Origin of the sequence: Desulfofalx alkaliphila DSM 12257 (genome assembly GCF_000711975.1) — a bacterium.
GTDB lineage: Bacteria > Bacillota > Desulfotomaculia > Desulfotomaculales > Desulfohalotomaculaceae > Desulfofalx > Desulfofalx alkaliphila.
On the sequence record NZ_JONT01000007.1, the window covers coordinates 15,978 to 40,214 of the forward strand.

17 protein-coding genes and 2 riboswitches are annotated in these 24,237 nt (G+C 43.4%); all 17 genes read right to left on the reverse strand.

Going from position 1 to position 24,237, the window contains the following annotated elements:
- Positions 1-58 precede the first annotated feature (58 nt).
- Positions 59-175, reverse strand: a riboswitch (molybdenum cofactor riboswitch).
- 262 nt (positions 176-437) lie between these two features.
- The gene (locus BR02_RS0104710) at positions 438-1,226 is read right to left on the reverse strand and encodes a hypothetical protein (RefSeq protein ID WP_031514697.1); all 789 of its coding nucleotides are present in this window, start codon (positions 1,224-1,226) and stop codon (positions 438-440) included.
- A complete protein-coding gene (locus BR02_RS0104715) occupies positions 1,219-2,244 on the reverse strand; it encodes a hypothetical protein (protein ID WP_031514699.1) in 1,026 nt (341 codons plus the stop codon). Before BR02_RS0104715 ends, BR02_RS0104710 begins: the two co-directional genes overlap by 8 nt.
- A 36-nt stretch (positions 2,245-2,280) precedes the next feature.
- Entirely contained in the window at positions 2,281-3,096 is an 816-nt protein-coding gene (locus tag BR02_RS0104720; protein WP_031514701.1) for a hypothetical protein, read from the reverse strand.
- Between the two features lie 152 nt (positions 3,097-3,248).
- Positions 3,249-4,283 (reverse strand): prenyltransferase/squalene oxidase repeat-containing protein, encoded by a 1,035-nt coding sequence (locus tag BR02_RS14725; protein WP_051688126.1) that lies wholly within the window; start codon positions 4,281-4,283, stop codon positions 3,249-3,251.
- Between the two features lie 12 nt (positions 4,284-4,295).
- Positions 4,296-4,913, reverse strand: coding sequence for an ECF transporter S component (locus BR02_RS0104730; RefSeq protein ID WP_051688127.1), 618 nt, complete (start codon positions 4,911-4,913; stop codon positions 4,296-4,298).
- A gap of 2 nt (positions 4,914-4,915) precedes the next feature.
- Positions 4,916-6,568: an ABC transporter ATP-binding protein gene (locus BR02_RS0104735; protein WP_031514707.1), complete on the reverse strand. Its 1,653-nt coding sequence runs from the start codon at positions 6,566-6,568 to the stop codon at positions 4,916-4,918.
- A complete protein-coding gene (locus BR02_RS0104740) occupies positions 6,541-7,461 on the reverse strand; it encodes an energy-coupling factor transporter transmembrane component T (protein ID WP_031514709.1) in 921 nt (306 codons plus the stop codon). The genes BR02_RS0104735 and BR02_RS0104740 overlap by 28 nt, the downstream gene beginning before the upstream one ends.
- 13 nt (positions 7,462-7,474) lie before the next feature.
- Positions 7,475-8,593 carry a DUF4430 domain-containing protein gene (locus BR02_RS0104745; RefSeq protein ID WP_031514711.1) on the reverse strand — a complete coding sequence of 373 codons (1,119 nt, stop codon included), beginning with the start codon at positions 8,591-8,593 and terminating at the stop codon, positions 7,475-7,477.
- Positions 8,594-8,602: 9 nt separating this feature from the next.
- On the reverse strand, positions 8,603-12,271 hold the full coding sequence (locus BR02_RS14730; protein WP_051688128.1) for an S-layer homology domain-containing protein: 3,669 nt from the start codon (positions 12,269-12,271) through the stop codon (positions 8,603-8,605).
- Positions 12,272-12,396: 125 nt separating this feature from the next.
- A riboswitch (cobalamin riboswitch) is annotated at positions 12,397-12,584 on the reverse strand.
- 101 nt (positions 12,585-12,685) lie between these two features.
- Positions 12,686-13,453: an SDR family NAD(P)-dependent oxidoreductase gene (locus BR02_RS0104755; RefSeq protein WP_031514713.1), complete on the reverse strand. Its 768-nt coding sequence runs from the start codon at positions 13,451-13,453 to the stop codon at positions 12,686-12,688.
- 20 nt (positions 13,454-13,473) lie between these two features.
- On the reverse strand, positions 13,474-14,214 hold the full coding sequence (locus tag BR02_RS0104760; RefSeq protein WP_031514715.1) for an SDR family NAD(P)-dependent oxidoreductase: 741 nt from the start codon (positions 14,212-14,214) through the stop codon (positions 13,474-13,476).
- A 95-nt stretch (positions 14,215-14,309) separates the two neighbouring features.
- Entirely contained in the window at positions 14,310-17,717 is a 3,408-nt protein-coding gene (locus BR02_RS0104765; RefSeq protein WP_051688129.1) for an FAD-dependent oxidoreductase, read from the reverse strand.
- Positions 17,710-19,521, reverse strand: a complete 1,812-nt coding sequence (nuoF, locus tag BR02_RS0104770; protein ID WP_031514719.1) for an NADH-quinone oxidoreductase subunit NuoF — start codon at positions 19,519-19,521, stop codon at positions 17,710-17,712. Before nuoF ends, BR02_RS0104765 begins: the two co-directional genes overlap by 8 nt.
- On the reverse strand, positions 19,514-20,047 hold the full coding sequence (nuoE, locus tag BR02_RS0104775) for an NADH-quinone oxidoreductase subunit NuoE (RefSeq protein WP_051688130.1): 534 nt from the start codon (positions 20,045-20,047) through the stop codon (positions 19,514-19,516). Before nuoE ends, nuoF begins: the two co-directional genes overlap by 8 nt.
- Positions 20,048-20,347: 300 nt before the next feature.
- Positions 20,348-21,406, reverse strand: coding sequence for an NAD(P)-dependent alcohol dehydrogenase (locus BR02_RS0104780; protein ID WP_031514723.1), 1,059 nt, complete (start codon positions 21,404-21,406; stop codon positions 20,348-20,350).
- Between the two features lie 200 nt (positions 21,407-21,606).
- Positions 21,607-22,251: a response regulator gene (locus BR02_RS0104785; RefSeq protein ID WP_031514725.1), complete on the reverse strand. Its 645-nt coding sequence runs from the start codon at positions 22,249-22,251 to the stop codon at positions 21,607-21,609.
- Position 22,252: 1 nt separating this feature from the next.
- A complete protein-coding gene (locus BR02_RS0104790; RefSeq protein WP_031514727.1) occupies positions 22,253-24,235 on the reverse strand; it encodes a GAF domain-containing sensor histidine kinase in 1,983 nt (660 codons plus the stop codon).
- Between the last annotated feature and the right edge of the window lie 2 nt (positions 24,236-24,237).

The window sequence follows — 24,237 nt, forward strand, 5'->3', positions numbered from 1 at the left end:
AATACACCTCCGAAAAAGCAAATGGCTTGCTTTTCCCGCAAGGAAAACCAAGCCATTTAATAACGCTACACAAATTCCTTTCCAAACGGGAGGCATAAACGTTTCCACTTATACCCGGCGGTTAGGTCCCATAGCAGCATAGCCTTAGGTTGCTAACTCGGAATTTAATACTATTTGCTTTTGTTAAAATATACTATCAACTACATAACAACTAAGTCAACATAATGTATACACCTTATTCCGACAATTATTTTAGTATTGTCGGAATTAATCTATTATTTTTCCCGATTTTAAATAATAAGTTTTTTAATGTTTGGATTTTAAGTTATTTGTAGATTGAAAATATATTATGCTTTAAATGCACATCATTGGTCGTAATACTACATAAACTAAAACCCCCTAAAAGTTAGGGGGTGCTATAACAACTTTATAAGCATTTAACAATTAGCTACTTCAACTTCCCTTCCATTAATAAAGATTCTTCCTTGTTCATCAGAGCGAATTTCTAAAATCTCATCTCTATAATTAATATTAATATACATGTCAACGGCGCTGTTTAAATTTGTATTTTCAGCTCTTTCTTTTAGCCTTTCCAAATTATTTTGTGCTTCTTCAATTCCATTCATTTTCACCTTTCCTGTTTCATCAGCCTCAATGCCTATGGTTTCACCGTTTTGTTTTAGGGTTACCAATATCCTGAACGGATCCAGGGAGGCAGTCCCTCCGGTACTTCTAATATCTTTACATACCGTTATCGTATCATTTGGTTTATTATCATTGTTATTGGCCTCTAACTGTGTGGATGTAGACCCGCCAAGATCATTATTGTTTGTATTACCGGAAGAACATTCCCCGTTTTGCTTATTAAAATTATCCTGTTCATTACTTTGTCGCGCCACTGCTTGGGAACCTTCAAAAAAGGCTAACGCCAGGGCAGCACATTGGCAGATCCTTTGCTCTTGATTTGTTGTTTGGTTTTGGTTGATCTCGGCATTTGCATTTTGATTTACTTGATTGCCTAAGTAGCAAATACCATTTATATTTTCAGCATTTAAAACAGCCTTTTGATAATTTGCATTTTCTTGAATTGAATTTTGTACTGCCCTTGCATTTCCTCCGGCGGCTGAAATTGCAACTGCAGCTAATTGGTTACTGTAATTAAATTGATCAACACTTTGCTCCTGTGAACTCTCCCCATTGACCCCATGGTTAATAGTATTAGTCATCCTTGTTTCCCCCTTTTTTACTGTGATCGGAAGAAGGGGAAGTTTCATGGATACTTTTTTGCAGAACAATATCTAATTTATGCCCATTTAAATATACCTCACCATTTTTGTGTACCTTTACTTTTAAATTTTGTGTACCTTTAACAATATCCACAATTATCATAGTGTCCGGTTCTGCCCCTGCCTGTGCCCTTTTAGTAAATTTACAGTGATCATTGTTTTGTTTTTGTATGTTATCCTTATCCGCCGACACAGAAGCATTTTGTAAATTGTTATTCATTTGAACAGTTGTCTGAAATACTGTTGCTTCTCCCCCACCGATGGATATTGCCACTGAGTTACTTTGCTGACTAACATTTTGTTGAGAGACATTTTGACTTTGATTAATATCTTCATTAGTATCATTGCTGCTTTCCGGACAGCAAGGGTTAGAATCTGCAATTACAGCCCTTACCTCTGCCTGTTGACTATTTATGTTGCTTTGTTCAGATATCTGCAGCGCTTCAGCCACAGACCCTTCTCCTATTGCAACTGCAAGAGCCAAATTCTGCTCAGCAATGTTTAACTGATTAACCTCTTGATTTTGATTTGCTATGGCTTGGGCTTGTTGATTAACCACAGTATTACAATATCTTAAATAATATGACATTGGCGGGCCGGCTATTTTCTTATAGCCGTCATTAATATATACAGTAGTGTCACAGGGATCTATGCCCTGCAGTGTGTCCTTACATAACGGTGTCCTGGGGTGAAACAATTTAACCCTTTTAATGTGACCATCGGTCATAATTAATAGTTTGCTATCATCATTTAGCCGAAACAATGCATTCTTGCTTTTCAAAGCCTCTGTCTTGCCGGTGCCATCCTTAATTTTTACAGGTATACCAAAAACTTTCCATTTATTATTTTCAGAATCATACACCGCTATACAGTCATTTTTCCATTGGATTTTCGCATTGCCCGGAGTGCGATAACACATATTCTTATTGATGTCAGTAATTTTATAAGCTTTAGACATTCTATATCCCACCTTTTTAGTATACAAATGGTGGTGCTATATTGCTGCTACCTTATTGTCATTCACAAATATCTCCCCATTTTTATTCAACTCTACCTTTACCATGTCCAATTCATTTTCTGTGGTAATTAAAATCTTATTTTCCCTTGCATTGGTATGTGTTTTTAAACTTTTTACTTTTGAACTAACCTTCCGGCTTTCATTTAAAATATTTACCCCATTTCTATCTGCTTGTATCTGTATTGTTTGCCTATCTTCGCTTATGGTAACCACTAACCTAATCCCATTAATAGCTATAACTGCTTCACTGTTAACTATACGTCTACTTTCATTTTTCTTTCCGTTTGATTTTAACTTTCGCTTTGTATCGTCTACTATGCTGTTTACTATTGGGCTTTTACAACTATCACCTAAGACATTTTCCGCTTCTGAAATTCCTACTTGAGAATCAGAGTTGGTTTGTTCACTTTGCTGCATAACGGTGGCTGTAGAGCCCACGCCACTGGCTGTTGCCCTTGCTTCTTCCTGGCCGTTATCATTTTGTTGTGACGCATTCTGTTGATGCTCAACGGCAGCCTCTGACTTCTGATTAACATTACTGCCGGAGTAATCTTTACATACCACATTCCTAGCACTTGCTATCCCCACCTGTTCTTTGCTGTTAGTTTGGTGGTTTATTTGCTGCACAGATGCGTTGCCTCCATTCTGTGCATCGGCTATGGCGGCAGTCTGTTGATTATTATTTGTTTGTGTAACTTCCTGCGTATTCGTTACAGTGGCTGTGGCCTCTTGATTTACTATCATGTTGCAACATTTGTAAGGTTTACAGGACTTTGAAGTATGATTACTCATTTCCATCTCTCCCCAATAATTTTTGGCAGTCCATAAATGGTAAATTTTACCTGCTCTATGGTATATTATGTTCTAATAGCTTTTTGGTTCCTTATATTTTTACATTGGGAGAGTGGTGTTTTTTTGCACAAAAAAATCCCCGTTTAGGGGGATTAATATTTACCTTCGGTGGGATGACCGATGGCTTGCTGTAAATCATCATCAGTTCTATTCTCTAATCGCAGTTTAGTATATATTGACTGACCGGTAAGGTAATCGTTTATAGCCAACAGTGCCTGGCCGGTGGCCATTTCACTTGGTATCATTTCTGAACTGTGGGAAAAGGCGCCGTTTTTTAGCCTATATTTTAACATCCCTGTGAGCGGGTTACCATTATTTTTCGTCCACTCCTGGCCGGTGGGATCTATTCCCAACATAACCAGCGCCTGTATAAGCTGGGCGCAGGATTCAGTATTGGATGTTCCCCACAGCCCCATACTGCCGTCACTGTTTTGCTGTTCTTTTAAATATGCCAGGGCCCGTTGTATCGGAGGGTAAGTTTGGTCTTTATCCAGGCAGACCATAGCAACAATGGCCATTGCAGTCATATCTATATCTGAATATAGAATTTCGGTATCAACGCTAAACCCACCATCATAATTTTGCTGTTCCACCAACCAGGATAAAGCTTTATCAGCATTGGGAATGTCTTCACCCACTGCATACAAAGCAATAATACCCCATATATGAGCATTAATCAGCCTGTCACCGATACCGGTTGATGTATCTGCAAATTTACCCGAGGGTAACTGAGATTCCTTTACGGTATCAACAAGGTTAATTCCACAATAGGCCTTGACATCTTCACCGGCAGCCAAAGCACTGAAAATTGTACGCTGATAGTCAGTGTTTTTTAATGGAGAAATCATTTCACCCGCTAAAACCTGCTCTTTTCTTTTTTTAGATAGGGCTTGAACATCTTTGCCCGAAGAATAACACCCCAGTATGGCCCAATCCAACATGCCCTTATAGTCCGGGTGAAGCATTTTATCATTTAGATAATTAACAATACTTTCCACATTTTCAATCTCCACCCGATCCGGTGCTGTAGCTGCTGCAGCGCCGGAAGTTATGAAAGCCACCGACATAAGCAATGCACAGCAATAAATGAAAAAGATTTTTATCGACCTGTTAAAAAATTTGTTCATTGTTATAGCCCCCTATCTCTCAATATTAATTTCTTTTACAACCAGTCTTTTTTGATAACGCTGCATTACTTTTATAAACTCTTTACCCATAAACCACATGAATATGCCGTTACCTATGGCATGTAGTGTATCAAACCAAAAGGCAGCACCATAAACAGCCACAAAGGTTTGCCAGTTTAGGGGATAAATAAAGGTAACCCAATGCCAAATGTTCATTATTAACCCATATAAAAAACCCCATGCCACCGCAAAAATTATCAAAGGCAGCTTCGACGGTTTTTTTTGCCAACGGCCCCAAATCCCTGCCGAAAAACCCGCTAAGCCCCAGGCTAACATTTGCCAAGGCGTGTATGGACCCATACCCAGGAAGAAATTTGATGATAAGGCCGCCAGCGCTCCAACCATAAACCCCGGGCCAGGGCCAAAAACCAGCCCTGTTACTATAATCAAAAAGGTAGTTGGCTGAACGCTTGGAATACCCGCAAACACCACCCTGCCCAAAGCCGCCAGAGCGGCTAAAGTTGCCAGCAGTGCCACTTCTTTGGCAGTGGGTTTGCTATTTTCAAAACCCAAGAAACAACTTAGCAGTGCCAATACAGCAAGGCCCAGTGTAAGCAATGACCAGTTCATATCTACACCACTTTAAGCAGTTTCAGTGCATCTTGAAATGTAATTACGCCCTGGCAAAAGCCGCGAAACAATTTATTCAACTGCGGGGCATAGTAAAGGGAATTGTTTAGTACTTGCTGCTTATCACCGTCGGCCACTATCTCGCCATCAAATATGACTACCACTCGGCCGGCATATTCAGCTATAAATTCAATATCGTGGGTAACTATTATTACTGCCACCCCTTCTGCAGTTAATTTTTTCAATAGGGTACCCAATTCATGTTTCAGCGACGCATCTAAGCCGCGGGTAGGCTCATCTAAAAGTAATATTTGGGGGTTCATTACCAACACCGCAGCCAGCGCCACCCACTGACGTTCCCCCCTGCTCAAATCCCTTGGGTTTTTATTTTTCAAGTCAGTCAAGTGCCATTTTTCCAGCATCTTATCTACAATATCCCTGTCTTTTATCCCCCGCACCTTTAAACCAAAGGCCACCTCTTCAAAAACTGTTTCGTTAAATAAATAATCATTGGCATTTTGCCCAAGGTAGCCCACCGTACCGGCAATTTCTGCCACACTTTGCTTTTTTATATCCTTATTGCAAATAATAATGCTGCCCTCTTGCGGCCTCAGTAAACCACAGATGTTTTTTAACAGGGTGCTTTTACCGCCGCCATTTTCACCAATAATAGCAACAAATTCACCGCTGCCAACTTTCAGGTTAATATCCCTAATTGCCGGTTGTAAACAATCAGGATAGGTAAAAGAAGCTTTTTCAATCTTCAACAGGTTATTAGCCGGCACAGTTGTTTTGGCAATTCCCCCTCTCCCATCAACTGCAGGTTTCATGTGCCCATAGACTGTACGCAGAACAGCCCTTCCGTCGCTGACTGTTAGCGGTATAGTGGAACAACCCACCGCTGCAAAAAGTTTGGGCAAAGGGGGTATGATGATGTTTTGTTTATCCAGTTCCAATTTTACCGTTTCCCCAGGGGTAAGATTACTGGCTAGGCAACCCTTATTGATAACCACCATTTTGTCTGCCAAATGCATACATCGTTCTAGCCGCTGCTCTGCAATAATTACCGTAATCCCCAGGTCTTCATTTATTCTGCGAATGTTGGTAATAATTTTTTCCGCAGACACAGGATCTAACTGAGAGGTTGGCTCATCTAAAAGCAACACCTTGGGCTGCATTGCAAGCACAGAAGCCAACACCACCATTTGCTTATGCCCACCGGAAAGTTCAAAGATATTTTTTCTCTTTAAATGGGAGATACCTAAAAAATCCATTACCTCGGCCACCCGCCGCTTCATTTCCCTGGGTGGCACACCTGTGTTTTCAAGCCCAAATACTATTTCTTTTTCCACATTTGTCATAACTATTTGCTGTTCGGGGTCTTGAAATATAAAGCCTATTTCACCGGCCAGTTTACCCTTATGCCAATCCCTTATGTTTTTGCCTTGAAAAACAACATTGCCTGTGACGGACCCGCCATAAAACTCCGGCACTAAACCGGATAAGGCACGAAGAAGGGTTGACTTACCGCTGCCCGATTTTCCGGCCAGTAAAACAAACTCCCCTTCATTTATTTCTAGATTGATATTATTTAATGAAGGTTTGCTGCTACCCCCGTAGCAGTAAGTCAGATTTTCCACCTTAAGTAAGGCCAATGGTGCCACCCCCAATTCAACAGCCCGGGAAAGGCCAGCAGTAGAACGATAAGCATTATTAAAATTAATTGTACTAAATTGCTAAAAATCATCTCCAACCCAGGGTAAAAATTATAGGCGTTTATCCCCCTAACCGTCATCGCCACACCACATAAAAAGGCCACACAGCTGGCTGTCATAACGGCGGCATCCCGGGGACGGAATATCTCCCTTGTGTAGTAACTGCGCAAACCGCTGCCATAACCTCGGCTCTGTATTGCTTCAGCAATATTAAAGGCGTTATCCAATGAATTTATTAACAGTATTTTGAGCAGTGAATAATAAGCCCTTATGCTGCCATAAATACCCTTGCCTTCAAATTTAACCCCACGGGTCTGCTGGGCTTCTTTAATATTTTTGAACTGACCTATTAAATAGGGCATAAGCCTGGCAGTTAAAGTAATTATCATTACTGAGCCCGGGGCAAACCGGGCAAGAAAGGAAAATGCCCGGTTCGGATCCAGCATCAAATTATATAAAAAGAATATGGTTATCAAAACTAACAGGCGCACTGCCATATTGATGCCATACAAGACCGATTCCAATGTAATAACTACACCGCCCAGCACAGGCAGCTTGGGGCCGGTCCAAAGGATGGTATTGCCGTGGTCGCTGAATAATGGATTAATTATTATTATCATCAGTAACATTAAGGCCGATAAGAGCACCATTTTTTTATAAGCCCTTAGGCCATCCAGGAGGTTAATTTCTAACCACAGCACCAAATACAGCATCAACAGAAAGAGCGGATGGTTTAACAGCAGCACCAGCAGCAACAGTACACCTGTATAGATTAATACTGCCGCAGGATGAAAGGTCTGCAGGAACAGATTTTTGTCCTTATAGTAAAACATATAGATCACCTAGTTAAATGACCGGGACGGCCACAACCCCATGGTCCGTTACTATGGCGCCAAAGTGCTGTTTTATTTTTGCCGCATCATTTATCAGTAGGTTTACTGCCTTTTCCAGGCCCCTTTTATCAAGCCCTGTTACCAACCATAGGGGAGTGACGTCTCCCATGCCCGTGCCGGTGGCAACTATGGCACCGGTGTTTTCGTGATACCGTTCTACCTCATGGCCGTAAATATTCAAAGAGGAAAAATATTGTGGATCAAACTTCACATATAATCCTGTTTTTTCACGATGTTTTTGCAGACCTTGGATTTGCTTATCCTGCCCCAGTTGGTTCCAAAGCCCCACCACTATGGTTATCCTTTGATCCGCAGCCACTAGTTCTTCACTGTATGGTTTAATTTCCACCGTTTTTACGCCGCTGTTGCGCAAGTACTGGGCCAGTCTTTCTCCCTCTTCTTCACAACCATCCGTTACCAAGACAGTGGTGCCGGGGTTTTTGCCCTGATAACCGCTGACAAAGGGCTCCGGAAATGCCCCGATCACTGCCGGAGTAAAATAGCTTGCCCCCCAGGTGTGGTAGTCCCACCAAATTACCTCCCTGGGCCCAGGGCTGTAGTCCTGGGCACCCACCGAAGTCATAATGCCGTTCATGTAGTAAAACCAATCCCATTTCTTTTTATCCGCACCCATATAGCCGGATTCAAGGTTGTTAATGGAAGCGACAAAACCTCCGCCATATTGGGTTTCTATGGACAGGTTAGAATGCAGTATATCCATCACCGTATAGTTTTGGCCCACCGCCACTTCTTGACTTACCATTTGCTCACTGCCAAAGTCTTTAGTTACCCACAGCACAGCTTTCAGTCCGGTGGCTGATTCTTCTATACCAACTTCCACCGGGGCTGTATTTAGTTTTTCTTCTTTTTCTTTAACAGCGGCGGTTTCTACCCTTTCATCATGATCCTCTTTTTCTGTGGCAGCGCTTTCTTTTAAACTGCTTTCAGCAGTTATTGGCCGGTTTTCTACAGAGCTGTTTTCAGTGTTTTCCTGCACTGGGCTGTCCCTTTGAACACAGCCAAGGGTAAAGATTAAGGCTATTATAATAGCCAACAAAGCAAAACGTCTCATACCTGCCTCCTAATGGATGTTATTTAACATTAACAGGCGGTAAATAAACACCGCGCTTTCAGCCCTACTGGCTGCCCTTTGTGGTTTAAAGGTGCCATCGACATATCCTCTAACTAACTGATAATCCATTGCCGCCTGCACAGCCTCCCTTGCCCAGGGCGATATTGCCTCCGCATCCACAACTGTTTGTTCTGTGGTTAAAGGTTTCAATTCCAAGGCACGCACAAGCATGGCTGCAATTTGCTCCCTGCTTATTTGATTATGGGGCCGGAAGGTGCCATCCTCATAGCCACTAACCAGTCCTGCCGCCACCGCTGTATTTACCGCCCCTGTGTACCATTGTCCCGGTTTTACATCTGTAAAATTAGACTCGCCGTCATTGCTTAAACCCATGGCATTCACCAGCATGGCTACAAATTCAGCCCTGGTCACCGGTTTGCCCGGAGTAAAATTCCCATCACCGGTGCCGGATATTAAACCCTTGGCAGCCAGGAAGTTAATTTCATTCTCTGCCCAACCAAAGGAGTTTTCACCAAGATCTTTGAAGGTGCTAAAATCTTCCCTTCTCTCCAAGACTGCAAAATTTGTAAAGTGCTGCACCAAGCCTGTAATTTCACCGGCGGCAACATTTACCACCGTCGGTATTGGCACCCAGCTCTTGTTTTGCGGGTTATACCAGGCCAAAACTATGTTTTCAAAGACAGCGTCCCTTGGCAAAACTAATCTCAGCCTTAATTCTGCCGGCTCAGTAAATACCGTAGCCTCCGGACCCAACCGGTATACCGGCGATATGAGGCGGTGTGTAAGGGGTTTTGCCAGCTGATTACCCCTTGTTTTCTTTACTGTAATAAGGGTGTCCTCGCTTAAGGCGCCTTTGTTAATAATTAAACTGACTTCACCCACAGCATCACTTATTTCATTGGTTTTGTTAACACTCGCCTTTTCTTCCAGGTTTATTTCATTATTATCGAGTATAAATGACCATTTATTTCTTTCCTCTTCAGTGAGGGGAGTATCTTTACCAACCACAAGTGTTTTACTATTAACTAACTCAACTATGTTAAACAATTGTTCTTGATTACTTTCCAATGGCATCATTTGTTGACGAATTTCTTGCAATAACCGCTCCACCTCTTGCAGTGATTTTTTCACTGCCTCCAAACGTTCTTCCGGTATAAGAGGTATTTCCTCCGCAATCTTCTCTAAGTCTGGAGGTAATTCTCCGGTGTCCGATGCATCCGCTGCCCAAAACCAGATAATTATATCGCCATCCTGCACCTTATAATCCCGGGCAGGTATCCCCGGTATTTGACCGTTTACTTTGTATTTCCAGCCAGCTGTACTATTGGGGTCCTCAGCCAGTCCTTCTATCTCAGCAACATAGGTGTCACCCCATCTGGTCCTATAGGATAAACCGGTTTCCTTCAATGCCGCCAGGGCATTGGCATTGTCTTTATCCAAGCTTACCCAGCCATTGAAAAATACTTCATTATTTTTCCCTTGTACACTTACCCTTACGGATATGCCCCTTGGATCGGGTCCTGTACCCTGGCCGGATGCGGGGACTATCTTCAGCTCTCCGGCCACTAGCTGGGGATATCCTTCTGCATATTTTTCAACCCGTATATTTTGTTCACCGGAGATTCCAGCTATTGTTACATAGTTCTTATCTGTAGTTAATATATGTTCTTGCCCATTGATTATTATCTTTACCCCATCAAGGGGTTCTTCAACCAACCCCTGCCCCCATACATAATTTTTTATTTTGACACTTATTTTTACTGTATCGCCAATTCGGGGGTTACTTGGTTGGACTTCAATTATCGGAAAATAGGTCTTGCCAAAAACTCCGTTATAAAAAACTATTTCATCTCCGTCATTAACGTTAAAACTATAGGCACCTGTATCAAAGGATGATAATTCTATTTCTCCGTTTCTAATAACGTAGTAACCCCAATAGCTGTAGTCTGTATCATTTATCGCAACTGAACCTTCACCTTTAATTGAAGTAATAAAACCGCCGGGGCAATCTACATTCTCTTGACCCACCAGTGTTATCAAAGCATCCAGGGCAGTGCCAATTTCTTTAACCTCACCGGCTGCTAACTTTCCGGCCACACCTTCCACCCGTACCTTTACCCTTTTCTCTTGGGCAGAACCCACCGTAATTTTTTTTGTGGTAGGCACCAATTGGGGGTAACCCTTGGTGGGGTGCTTCTTAGATACCTGAAATCCTATCCTTCCTTCGGATTCCAGCGGTATTTGTGCGGTACCCCAAGAAGTTTGATATAATTGGCCACCAAAGTTCAGGTCCACAGGGTCTTCAAGATCTTTGCTAACAAAACTGCCTGCTGAGTGATCGTAGACAGTGCCCGATACCGTAACAGTTAACATTTGGCCTGCAGTGGGATAAAGGGGAGACATATTTATCACAGGCAGATAAGTTTCTTCGATAACTGTTTTTGATTCAGAATCTATACCATAGGCACCAATGTAAAAAACAATTTCATCTCCACGGCGCACTTCATAGTTTTTGTTTAGAAAAGAGCCGGGGTTTATTTCACCGTCGCGTATAAGCAAGTACCGCCAAGCGGTCAGTAAGCCGTCTCCTAGATTCTCACCTGCTTCTCCCAGGATAGAGATTACTTCGCCTTTATCCTTATCAATATTGGCCTTTTCCTTTACTGCCTCTTCCAGTACTTCCAAAGGATATTGCTTATCGGTATAAATGGTCTCATTTAATAAGGTCTTATCTTTACCTTCCACGCGAATATCGATATTTACCTTAATTCTATAGGCGGCATAATCCGGATTATTTATTAGCTTGGCTACAGCCACCAAAGCCTGTTTGCTAGCAAACTCATCACTCTGCCCGCCGGCGGTATGGCAAAAGGAACCATCTCGCAGCCAAAATTGAAATAGGGCATCAATGATATTTTTTTCTTCTTTTTTCCATTCGGTTGGGTTTTCATCACAGGCCGCTAAGCCCTGGATAACCACTGCCGTGCTCGCAGCATTCTCAACGCCGCCGGAGGAAAAACCGCCTGAGGCCATTTGATTGTCTTTTAAAAATGCAAGGGCAGCATTTATACATTCCGTTACACCCGGTATATCCCGGTGCTTTGCTAAAGCCATTAATGCCATGGCAGTGACATCCGGGTCACTGTTGGATCCCCCAATTGAAAAGCCACCATCGCTATTTTGCTGTGTAATTAAACTATTTACTGCCTGTTTCAGCTTATCTGCATATCGATCTTCTTTGTCTGCCCTGTCCATTGCCAATATTGCATAAACAGTATTATTAATTGAGCCGCCAAAACTGCCATCTTCTAATTGCTTAGCCGTTAGCTCCTCTAAAAGGTTAATATCCCCTCTAAAATTTTCCGGATCTTTCCCGGCAGAGGTATAGCCCAATATTGCTGCCGCATAATCTGTGGGGTGTGTTAATTGATGATTTTCTTCCCATTTTGAAATGTCAAAATCATCTATAACCCCAAGTTCACCCAAGCCCACTATTTCTTCCCAATCAGTTAATTGTCTTTTGTTTTCTTTGTAGTAATTTACAATTATATCTTTTGCCTGCCCTAAGGTCTCTGTATTAGCCTTTGCAGGCATAGCACTGCACATGGCTGTTACTAAAAACACAGCAAAAATAATATTTAATATTCTTCTTAACAAAACAATCCCCCACTCTCCAATAAATAACTGACAAACTAAAAACCATTAGTAAAAAAACCCCTGCACTAAGGCAGGGGTTTTTGCACACAATTTGCGAATTACACCACCCCCCTATCCGCGTAGGTACATGGTAACGAAAATGGGCAGGTCTCCTGGCTCAGGTTCATGGGATACTGCGCCTTCCCAGGTTAAAAACCCAGTGACATATTACAGTAGCCTCACCTTCACAGTGGCGGGACCGCGTCGGACTTTCACCGACTTCCCTTTTAAACTTTTACCCAAAGGTAAAAGTACCCACTTTCTTACTCTATTAAATTATTAACTAAACTTTACCACAATAACACAAAATAACCAATAGCTTTTTCCCCTAAGGGGTGCACAATGATGAAGGGGGGATACCGGAAAAATCTGTGGCTATACCGCTGTCCATCCTCCGTCCACGCAAATGGTTTGGCCATTTGTGTAATTGGACGCCTCTGACGCCAGGTAAATTAAAACTCCGTCTAATTCACCGGGTTTGCCCAGTCTCTGCATGGGACAACGGGATTTTACATAGTTCATAAATTCTTCCGTATGAATTACAGCTTGGGTTAATTCCGATTCGAAGAAACCTGGGCCGATGGCATTAACATTAATACCGTACTTGGCCCACTCACCGGCTAATCCCCTGGTTAGATTAACCACCCCACCTTTGGTGGCATGGTAAGCCGCACAGGGTATAACCATGTTGCCTACTACGCCGTACATTGATGCGGTGTTAATAATCTTACCGCCACCGGCTGCAATCATATGTTTTGCCACATGCTTAGAGAACAAAAACACACCCTTAAGGTTAATATCAGCAACTTTATCCCAGTCGCTTTCTGACAAATTTTCTGCCTCCGCCCCGGCATTAACTCCGGCATTATTAACTAAAATATCAATTTTGCCAAATTCTTTTATTACCAGGTCCACCGCAGCTGCAATTTCACTCTCTTTACCAACATCACATTTTACCGGCAAACATTTTCTTCCCAATGCTTCAATTTCCTTTTGCACTTCCAAAAGTCTATCATATCTTCTGGCTGCAATTACAAGATCGGCCCCTTGTCTGGCCAGTGCCTTAGCATACTGAACACCCAAACCACTGGAAGCTCCGGTAACAATGGCAACCTTGCCTGTTAAATCAAATAAATTTTGCATTGGTACACCTCCACAATTATTTAAATATCTATTCCACCGTCTACCCTAATTAGCTGTCCGGTGACAAATGACGAATCATCCGTGCACAAGAACAGGGCTGCCCTTGCTATTTCTTCGGGCTGCCCGGCTTTCTTTAGCGGTGAGCCTTCAATAAGGTGTTTTACTGCAGCCTCTCCTCCTACACTGTCAACCATGGCAGTCATAATTGCCCCAGGCAGGATAGCGTTTACACGAATTTCAGGGCCTAACTCCCAGGCCATTGATTTAGTAAGCCCGGCTATGGCGTGTTTTGAAGAAACATATGCAGCATTACCATGATGGGCGTGAGCACCGGCCACAGAACTGGTGTTTATAATTACGCCCTTTCCTTTAGCATTCATAATTGGAACAACCAGTTGGGTAAGATATAGCGGTGCAGTAACATTAACCTTAAAGACCCTTTCCCATTCATCCAGTGTTAACTTTTCAATGGGTGCCACACTGAGTAAACCTGCGTTGTTGAATAAAATATCCACCGTTCCATAGTTGTTGACTGCAGTGTCTACAATTTTCTTTAAGCTGTCCAAATTAAGCATATCAGCAATTACATAGGTAGCTTCAAATCCTTCACTTTTTATTTTGCCTACTACTTCCTGGGCCCTTTCTTCGTTTCTACCGGTAACAACAACTTTAGCCCCCTCCCGGGCAAAGAGCTCAGCAGTTGCTCTCCCCATTCCTGATGTTGATCCTGTAATTATGGCCACCTTGTCCTTTAACCTCATTAATAACACCCCCAAGCATTATTATTTAGATGGCATGATTGCCATATTAGTATGGGAAGCAGCCACAGCAGCTACCTCCCATGCTAAAATCCATCCTACTTAAAATAACTTTTAAACATCTGCCTATGAATATCAGGTTCACCGGTATAAGGCATTTCCTGCCCCAATGCTTTGGCTAACTCCAGTAAAATTGAACAGTTTCGTTTACCTGCCAATGGGGCTCTGCAGGCGGTAATATATTGGATTCTGCCTTCACAGTTTAACAAGCTGCCATTGGTTTCAAAAATAGTTGCAGCGGGCAAGATTACATCTGCCCGTGGTTTCTCATGCTGATAAGGCGTGATCAAAATTGTTTTGATATCGGCACCCAATAAATCGGTGTTTAAACCTAAACCATCATCGATAATTAAAGCGGCTTTTATCTTTCCGTTATTTAGTTTGTCAATCAGCTGAGCCCGGTCTTTGGCATCGGTTTTAATACCTGTTTTCGTTAAATACTGTATGTTGCCATATGGGTACAGTACCACTATGGATTTACCCCGCTTACCAAGGTGACCGGTCAGTAACAGCAATCGCTTAAGTTGTGTTAATTCTTCCGCACCAATAACCTGACCGTTAACCAAAACAATTGGCTTCTTAGCCTTTCTCCACAACTCTACCAATTGGTTAATTTGTTCCTGGTTGCACCATGATGAAGAGACAGTAATTTCAGCATCGATGGCCGACTGCTGCAAGTTGTTGTCCACCACAGCTTTAACTAGGCATTCTAATAAACTAACCAGATGTTGGGGATGTACCTTTAGATTATAAGTACTAAGGAGCTCAAATTCTTCACTATCAGGACTGATAACCACCAATTTGCCGCCCTGCTCCACCGCCTTTCTCAATTTATAAGAAATAACTGGATAATTTTCAGTGATACCTTGGCCAACAACCATTACTAAATCGCTGGATGCAACATCCTCCAGGGAGGGACTTTCACCGGCACTTATAATTTCTGAAAGGACTTTTCCTGTGGGTACAAAGACAGTGCTGTACTGTTCATTGGTTCCCAGTACGGTACGTCCTATTTTATTTGTTAAATATATCTCTTCATTGGTTAAACCGGGTGAAACAGCCACCGCAATGCTATCCAGTCCCTCTGTATCCCGAACTGTTTTTATAATATGGGCCGCAGCATCAATGGCTTGCTGCCAAGTAACCTCCTCCATCTTTCCTTCTTTCTTGATCAAAGGAACATTTAATCTCTTTAAACCTTCTAGGTCTTTATATCCAAAGCTGCCTTTACTGCAGAGATAACCGTAATTAACCGGGTTGCCCTTAACAGGGGAGGTGACACTGACAATTTGCCTGCCCGCTACCTCTACACACAATTTACAGCCGATATTACATTCATTACATACCGACTCAACCAGCTCTGTTTTCCAAGGTCCCGGTTTTGCTTGCCTATTTTTGTAGGTTAAAGCTCCAGTGGGGCAAACTGCCACACACTGGCCGCAAGCATTGCAATCTGTTTCCGCCAGGGGTTTCTTCAATGATGGCAACACCACTGTATCGTATCCACGATTTACAAAACCCAACGCCCCTATGCCCACAACTTCCTGGCAGATGCGTACACAATTACCGCATAACACACATTTATTTGGATCTCTCACCAGGTCGGGGTGGTCTTTAAATACTGGGTAGCGCTTTCCTCCTAAGCCTAGGCGATCAACTTGAACGTCTAATTGGGTAGCGTACTCCCGCAAGCGGCAATTAAATACATCTAGGCAACCACAGGATAAACAGCGGGCAGCCTCCGCCTGGGCCACCTCCGGCGTGAAACCCAGTTCAAATTGGTTAAAGTTATCTTTACGCACAGCCGGGTCAACGGTGGGCATAACTGCCCTGGGCATCCTTTTTTGCCCTTCAAACTCCGCAGGGTCAATTTGAGCCAAGGAACCCCGGGTGGCATTGAATGGTTTTAGCTCACCCTTAACCACTTGGCCGCTTAGATATTGATTAATTGATATGGCCGCCCTCCGGGCATCCCCAACGGCCTGAACAACAGTTTTAGGGCCGGTAAAACAATCCCCGGCTGTAAACAGCCACTCTATCTTGGTCTGCATTGTGGCTTCATCAGCCTTTATGCAGCCCCTCTTGGTTAAGACGACCTCTTCGCTGCCAACCAGACTGGCCCGGTCTAATCTTTGGCCGATGGCGCTAATCACCATATCCGTGGATATTTCAAATTCAGAACCCTGCACAGGTTCCGGTCGACGACGGCCAGAGGCATCCGGTTCACCCAGCTGCATTTTGATACATTTTAAACCTTGCACCTGGCCCTCGGATTCAACAAAACCCAATGGAGCGGTGAGCATAGCAAACTGAACACCCTCCTCAATGGCTTGGGTTACCTCATGGGGGTTAGCAGGCATTTCTTCCCTTGAACGGCGGTAGACCACTGTTACCTGTTGAGCACCCAGGCGGACTGCTGTCCTGGCAGCATCCATAGCTACATTACCGCCCCCAATCACAGTCACTTGCTTTCCAATTTGGATGGGCTTTTTAAGAGCAACCTCACGCAGAAATTCAATGCCGGAATAAACTCCTTTCAGTTCTTCTTCCAAAGGTAACCTTAAGGTCTGGTTAGCCCAACAGCCAATTCCTATAAACACTGCATCAAAGCCCATTTGTTTCAATTGGCCAAGGGTGAAATCCCGCCCCAAAACCTTATTGCAAAACACATTCTGACAAAGCTCGGTAATGGCTGCAATCTCTTGGTCTAAAACCTCCTTTGGCAAGCGGTATTCCGGGATGCCGTAGCGCAGCATACCACCCAACTTAGGGGCTGCCTCAAAAATTGTTACCCGGTGGCCTTCAATGGCCAGGTAATAGGCTGCCGTTAGACCGGCAGGGCCACCACCGATCACAGCCACCTGTTTGCCGGTATCAGGTTTAGTCTGGGGCACATAGGGGTGGCCGTCTACCGAACCATGGTCCCCGGCAAATCTTTTTAAAGCACATATGGCCAAGGGTTCTTCCACTAAATTGCGACGGCATTCAGCTTCACAAAAACTGGGGCATACCCTACCCACCGAAGAAGGAAAAGGCATTTTTTCGCGAATAAGTTTAGCAGCCTCTTGAATTTGCCCATTGGCTATGTGAGCCACAAAACCTTGAATGTCAATACCAGCAGGGCAAGCCAGCTGGCAGGGGCCCACACAATCGCCATTGTGTTCGGACAGCAAAAATTCCAATCCTAACCGACGAACACCGATTATTTTCTCGGTGTCGGTTTTTACAACCATCCCTTCGGTTACCCTTGCCCCACAGGCTTGAACAAGCCCCCGGGCACCTTCAACTTCCACTAAACACTGGCGACAAGCACCGAAAGGCTTCAAGCGCGGGTCATGACAAAGGGAGGGAATTGCAAAACCATTTTCTCTGGCAACTTCTATTAAAATACTATCCTCTTCAGCCAGTACTTCTTTGCCGTTGATAATTAATTTGACCTTAGCCATTGGATGTTACCCCCTCTCCTTTTCCAGTGATTACCTGGATGGACTTAAACTTACAAACACTTACACACAAGCCGCACCGGGCACACTTTTCCTGATCAATAACAAAGGCTTGCTTCTTTTCACCGCTGATAGCCCCGGTAGGGCACTCCTTGCTGCATCGTCCACAGCCTTTACAAACATCGGCCTTTACCAGATAAGTAATTAATTCCTTGCACTTCTTGGCCGGACAAATTTTATCATTGATATGAGCCTCATATTCACTGCGGAAGTATTTAATGGTGGTTAAAACAGGGTTGGGCACCGTCTGACCCAGGCCACATAAGGCCCCGGCCCTGATTTTTTCGCCCATCTCCTCTAAAAGCTCTATATCGCCGGGCCGTCCTTCACCCCTTGTGATGCGCTCAAGAATATTTAACAACTGGTAGGTACCCACTCGGCAAAAGGTACATTTACCGCAGGATTCCTCTTTAGTAAAGTTTAAAAAGAACTTAGCAACATCCACCATACAAACAGATTCGTCCATAATTAACAGGCCACCGGAACCCATGATGGCACCAATTTTCTTTAAGGATTCATAATCTACCGGGGTATCACCCATAGCAGCCGGAATACAACCGCCGGACGGCCCGCCCGTTTGCACCGCCTTTAACTTACCCCCCGAAGCCAGGCCACCGCCAATGTCGTGTACAATTTCGTTAATGGTAATACCCATGGGCACTTCAATGAGCCCGCCGCGGGCAATTCCCCCCGCTAAAGCAAACACCTTGGTTCCCTTGCTGCTTTCAGTGCCAAAACGGTTAAAAGAATCAGCACCGTTTAAAATAATCCAAGGAACGTTGGCAAAGGTCTCCACGTTATTTATCGAACTGGGCTTACCCCAAACTCCCGATTGTGCAGGAAAGGGCGGGCGAATTCTTGGCATACCTCTTTTCCCTTCCACAGAGGCAATCAGCGCAGTTTCCTCACCACAAACAAAGGCACCTGCACCTTCCCTAATCATTATGTTAAAATTAAAACCGCTGCCTAAAATGTTATTGCCAATATATCCCTTTTCAGTTGCCTGATCTATGGCAATTTTCAGACGTTTTATGGCCAGGGGATATTCTGCCCGAATGTAGATATAACCGTTTTCAGCTCCCATGGCATAGCCGGCCAGCAGCATTCCCTCTAAAACACCGTGGGGGTTGCTCTCTAACACACTGCGGTCCATAAATGCACCGGGGTCACCCTCATCGGCGTTACAAATCACATATTTTTCCTTACCGGGCGACTTGCGAGCAAAGGACCATTTTGTTCCGGTGGGGAAACCGGCACCGCCCCTCCCCCTAAGACCGGAACGACTAATTTCATCAATCACCTGTTCCGGCGTCATGGACTGAAGTGCCTTTTTTAGAGCCTGATAACCCTCTACCTCCAGATAACTATCAATCTCCTCCGGGTTTATCACACCACAGTTTTTAAGAATAATTCTTTGCTGCCGTTCAATATAATCAGAGTCAGGTGTTTTGATACCATCCCCATAGACAATCCAATCAAGCACCGGGTTACCCTTTTGGATGTGCTCTTCAACAATTTGCGCCACTTGAGCCGGCTGTACTTTACCGTAAATATGCCGGGTACCGTCAGGATTGCGAATTTCCACCAGCGGCTCCTTGTAGCACATGCCCATGCAGCCACTAAAGGTTAACTGCACCTCAAAACCGTCAAGTGCTGTTTTAAAAGCCTCATACACCTTTTGTGCACCGGCAGCAATACCACAACTGGCCAGCCCAACATTCACTATAGTCCTTCCGGTACTAGACATTGGCTTCACACCCTTCCTTAACACTGCCCTCCGCATTACCGCATTGGCAGGACTTTCCCGCCTGCCTAACTAATTTTTTAACCTTTTCAGGGGTCATTTTGGCATAGGTTTCTCCGTTGAATGTTATCACCGGACCGTGACTACAGCATCCCAGACAAGCCACATGCTCCAAGGTAAACTTACCGTCCTCACTGGTGCCCTCGGATTTAATGCCAATCTCATTTTGGATAGCTTCGGAAAGCTGCTCTGCCCCTGCCAAATGACAGGCAGTGCCGTGGCAAACTTGAATAAAGTTATCCCCCACCGGTTCTAGTCGAAATTGAGCGTAAAAGGTGGCAATGCCATATAGATCACTGGCAGGTACTTTGGTTAGCTTACTGATGTAATCCAACATATCTTCACTGACATACCCAAAGCTAGCCTGCACCTGCTGCAAAATCATGATGGCCGCACCTTTATCATGGTTATATTTCTGTACTATCTCATCCAATGCTGCTTTATCGCTATCTTTAATGGTCTCTCCCATTGGAACCCCCCCATTTTTGTCATTTCATTAGAACTCGGAAAAAAAACATGGAACTACTTATACTTTTGCTTTATTGTCAGAGGAAAGAAAAAATCTCCTGGGTGTTTATCCCCGGAGATTCTTATACTGGTTATGCCACCGGTATACCGGTTAGTTATTTAATCGATATATACCATCGGTTTAATTAAATCGCGGGGTTTTTTCTACCATAAGATTGAATGCCTCTTCAATTAGTTCAAACCCGTTAAATCGCCAAGACCTTTCATTGTTGCTGTAACTTCTCCTTTTTTATTATTTCAATTAGTCAAGTAATACAACCGGCTTAATTAAATCCTTTGGCTTATCCTTCATTAACAAGAGGGCCTTTTCTACATTTTCCAAACCGTGAAACACATGGGTTACCAACTTACCAGGATCTATCCGCTTGTATTTGACCAGTTCAATCATTTTCTCCATTCTTACCCTTCCACCGGGGGTTAATCCACCGTTAATTTTCTTATGGGCCATACCAAATCCCCAACCGGCACGGGGAACAGGCAAGAATTCTCCTTCACCAAAGTAATTAATGTTTGATATTGTGCCACCGGGTTTGGTCATATTTACAGCGGAGGCCAGTATATCAGCATTGCCACCGGCAATAATGGTCACATCAACGCCTGCACCATCAGTTAATTTTAAAATCTGCTCTACAATATCCCCGTTTCTATAATTAACCACATCGGTTGCACCATAGGCTTTTGCGGCTTCCACACAAACCGGTCTGCTGCCCACAACAATTAACCTACCGGCCCCTCTTAACTTGGCACCGGCCACTGCCATTAGTCCCACCGGGCCAATACCCAAAACCGCCACGGTATCACCCAACTGAATATTTCCGTTTTCAGCCCCATGAAAACCGGTTGTTACCATATCAGGGATCATAACAGCAGTTTCTAATGGAATATCGTCAGGTAACAAGGCCATGTTCATATCTGCTTCATTTACAAGGAAGAACTCAGCCATTGAGCCATCCTTAATGTTTGAATACTGCCATCCTGCCAACATACCGCCGGAGTGCTGGTGGTATCCACCTTGTACCTCAGTGGTGTTCCAATTGGGCGTAATGGCCGGTACAACTACCCGATCTCCCACCTTAAAATCTTTTACTTGGCTGCCCACTTCAACCACTTCACCAACAGCCTCGTGGCCTAGGGTCATGTTATGCCTTTCTCCGATAGCTCCTTCAAACACGGTGTGGATGTCAGAGGTGCAGGGGGCCAAGGCCAGGGGACGGCATAGGGCATCATAGGGCCCAACCGCCGGCTTTTCCTTTTCCATCCAACCAACTTCACCAATGCGCACCATTACAAAAGCTTTCATTAACATACCCCCTAATAATTGTATCAATTTTCTAAATTGTCTCATTTGTACTTAGTTTTGTCACCATGACAGAGAGTAGTTTTCTGCCATACAGTTGGGTATTTAATAAATACCCAACCGGGTAGTTGAAAAAAGAGACAGCCGACATAACAAGGCCAAAAAAACAAAAAACCGACTGCCTGTCGGTTATCACTGCAAACTTAAATAATATTTTCTTGAATTAATTTGGCCACAAGGGCTATTCTATTGTGAACACCCATTTTGCGGATGATATTTTGTATATGGAATTTTACTGTGTTTTCGCTAAGATAAATTTGTTCGGCTATTTCACGGTTTGTTAATCCTTTGGCTACCAGTCTTGCAATTTCCAGCTGTTGTTTTGTTAAAACCGGCGAGCGACTACTTTCACCGGCTGCCCTTTCGTTCAGCTTCTTAATAATGTTGGCAGCCACCTGGGAATCCAGCACCGTTTCTCCCCTAACCACTGCCCTAATGGCTCGTTTTAATTCGGATATCTCAACATTTTTAATCAGAAACCCCTTGGCACCGGCCATCATGGCTTGAACTACGGTATCTTCTTGTTCTGCGTATGCGGTTAAAATAATAATTTTTAAGTCTTGGTATAATTCGGTAAGCTTTCTGCATATATCAATCCCTTTTTCCTCTGGCATTCGCTCATCCAGCAGTATTACATCAGGGCGGTTGGCTTTTACCATCTTCATTAATTCGCTGCCATTGGAAGCCTCGCCGGCAATTTTAAAATCTGGTTCACCTTGTAGAGTTAGTTTGAGCCCTTCCCGTACTATCTCATGGTCATCCACTATAATTATTGATATGGTGTCCATCTCAACCAACTCCTTCCACCGGAATCATAGCTATTACCTCTGTACCCTCCATTTCATTACTTTTAATTTTCAATGTACCGCTAAGATATTTGGCACGTTGTTTCATGTTTTTTATGCCAAACTTTCCCTCTTGGCGCCCTAAATTTTTTATGGTGTCCGGGGGTATGCCAACACCGTTATCAACCACTCTTAATTCAATGCAATTGTCCTTTAACGCTAAATTTATTTTTATTTGGGTGGCAGAAGCATGCCTTAAGGCATTAACCAATGCCTCTTGCACTATGCGATAGGTAATGTTCCGCACCACACCCGGCAGCTTGGGAATGGATTCATTTATATTAACTTCAATTTGTACTGAACCTGCTTCATTCAAATCATGGGCCAGACTTTCAATGCTCTCCTGTAAGCCCAGGGTAGCCTCAACGGTGCCAAACTCACACACCACTTTTCTAATCTCCTGTATGGCTTTATTGGCAAGTCCTTCTAAAAAAAGCAGTTTAGAGTGCACCGGTGATTCCGGGTCCAGCTCGTTAAGACACCATTTAATATTCAAACCCATACCAAATAAAATTTGTAATACATTATCGTGCAAGTCCCCAGCTATTCTGTTTCTTTCTTGGGAAATAATTTGCTCTTCCCTGGAACGGAAAAGAATATTATACATGTTTTTTAATTCCCTATTCTTTTCTTCCAACTGTTCCTTTTGTTTGCAAGCTAGCTGATAATGTTTTTCCGCCTCATTTTTCAGCCATAATATATCTTCAAATAGCCGGGCATTCTCAAGCACAATGGCCGTCTGGTTGCCCAGTATCTGTAATATAGATTGGCAACAATCATCCTCTTTATAAGCGCGAAAGAAGAGCAAGATTAAACCAAATAACCTATCCCTGGTTATTATGGGAAAGGAAATCATTTCTCTTAAACCATTCTGCCGGTACAAAAAGTTTAGTTTTTCGTCTTCCTGTAAGTTTTGTCTGTGGATACCGTAAGGGCAGGATTTGCTATTTTTGTTTATTTTGTCCAGTAAATCTGCGAAATAAGAATTGAGAAAATCCTTTTGCTCCAGTGGCAGGGGAACGTGCACACTTATCAAATCATCCACATTGACCAACACTATACTGTATTCTGCATCGGTTATTTTAAGTAAAGATTCTCCTATAGATTGCAGCAGTGGCTCTACTCCTTTGTTAAGCATGGCTAAATTATCAGACATTACTTTGAGCGATAAAAGGGCAGTTTTTAAGCGTGAACTTTCCGATTCTAATTCCTCAACCAAAACCCGGTTTTCAATTGCCACCGCCACCGGGCCCGCAATGCCTGAACAAAGCTCTAATTCTTCTAAAGTAAACTGATTGCCGGTTTCCAGGCGCTCAATTATTAACAAACCTAACATGTTACCCCTTGAAACCAAAGGCATTGCTAAAAATTCACTGTTATTAACTGAAAACCTCACCGGTTCCTTGTTCTTAATTACGTCATTCCAAAATTCTTCCTTCATTTTAAAAATGTCATCACTGTGCCGGTACTGCTGTATATAGGGTGTAAAAGTTATTTGCTCCCCCAGTTCCACCCTATATAAGTGGCAATTTACCGTCCCCAGCATTTTAGAAATTAGCCTATTGGTGTGATACAGTATTTGGTCAAAGGGTAAAATGTTGCTGATGGCCCTTGAAACTTCAAGGATGGTAATAGTCTGCTCTGCTTTTTTTTTCAGCAATTGATAGAGGTTTTCTATTTCCCTTTGGGACTTGGTGAGAAATAAATTACACCTTTGCATTTCGGCTACGCTTTTCTTAAGTTCGCTGTAGTGCGTTTTGCTACAGGTTTTTACCCCACTTAACCTTTCAAGGTTGGCTATCTTCACCAACAACTCATTTTGATAGCCCTTATTTTTAGTAGGTTTCAGTAAATCATAAATGTTAATGGGTTGGGCACTTCCGTGGACTACTTTTGTGTTATTGCCTGCCTTTAATCTATATGCCATTA

Bases quoted from the DNA above. Each gene is read 5' to 3' on its own strand.
- BR02_RS0104740 (WP_031514709.1), bottom strand. From the start codon at position 7,461: ATGTTTTACTATAAGGACAAAAATCTGTTCCTGCAGACCTTTCATCCT.
- BR02_RS0104790 (WP_031514727.1), bottom strand. From the start codon at position 24,235: ATGGCATATAGATTAAAGGCAGGCAATAACACAAAAGTAGTCCACGGA.
- nuoE (WP_051688130.1), bottom strand. From the start codon at position 20,047: ATGGGAGAGACCATTAAAGATAGCGATAAAGCAGCATTGGATGAGATA.
- BR02_RS0104755 (WP_031514713.1), bottom strand. From the start codon at position 13,453: ATGCAAAATTTATTTGATTTAACAGGCAAGGTTGCCATTGTTACCGGA.
- nuoF (WP_031514719.1), bottom strand. From the start codon at position 19,521: ATGTCTAGTACCGGAAGGACTATAGTGAATGTTGGGCTGGCCAGTTGT.
- BR02_RS0104780 (WP_031514723.1), bottom strand. From the start codon at position 21,406: ATGAAAGCTTTTGTAATGGTGCGCATTGGTGAAGTTGGTTGGATGGAA.
- BR02_RS14725 (WP_051688126.1), bottom strand. From the start codon at position 4,283: ATGAACAAATTTTTTAACAGGTCGATAAAAATCTTTTTCATTTATTGC.
- BR02_RS0104745 (WP_031514711.1), bottom strand. From the start codon at position 8,593: ATGAGACGTTTTGCTTTGTTGGCTATTATAATAGCCTTAATCTTTACC.
- BR02_RS0104720 (WP_031514701.1), bottom strand. From the start codon at position 3,096: ATGAGTAATCATACTTCAAAGTCCTGTAAACCTTACAAATGTTGCAAC.
- BR02_RS0104765 (WP_051688129.1), bottom strand. From the start codon at position 17,717: ATGGCTAAGGTCAAATTAATTATCAACGGCAAAGAAGTACTGGCTGAA.
- BR02_RS0104715 (WP_031514699.1), bottom strand. From the start codon at position 2,244: ATGTCTAAAGCTTATAAAATTACTGACATCAATAAGAATATGTGTTAT.
- BR02_RS0104730 (WP_051688127.1), bottom strand. From the start codon at position 4,913: ATGAACTGGTCATTGCTTACACTGGGCCTTGCTGTATTGGCACTGCTA.
- BR02_RS0104710 (WP_031514697.1), bottom strand. From the start codon at position 1,226: ATGACTAATACTATTAACCATGGGGTCAATGGGGAGAGTTCACAGGAG.
- BR02_RS0104760 (WP_031514715.1), bottom strand. From the start codon at position 14,214: ATGAGGTTAAAGGACAAGGTGGCCATAATTACAGGATCAACATCAGGA.
- BR02_RS0104785 (WP_031514725.1), bottom strand. From the start codon at position 22,251: ATGGACACCATATCAATAATTATAGTGGATGACCATGAGATAGTACGG.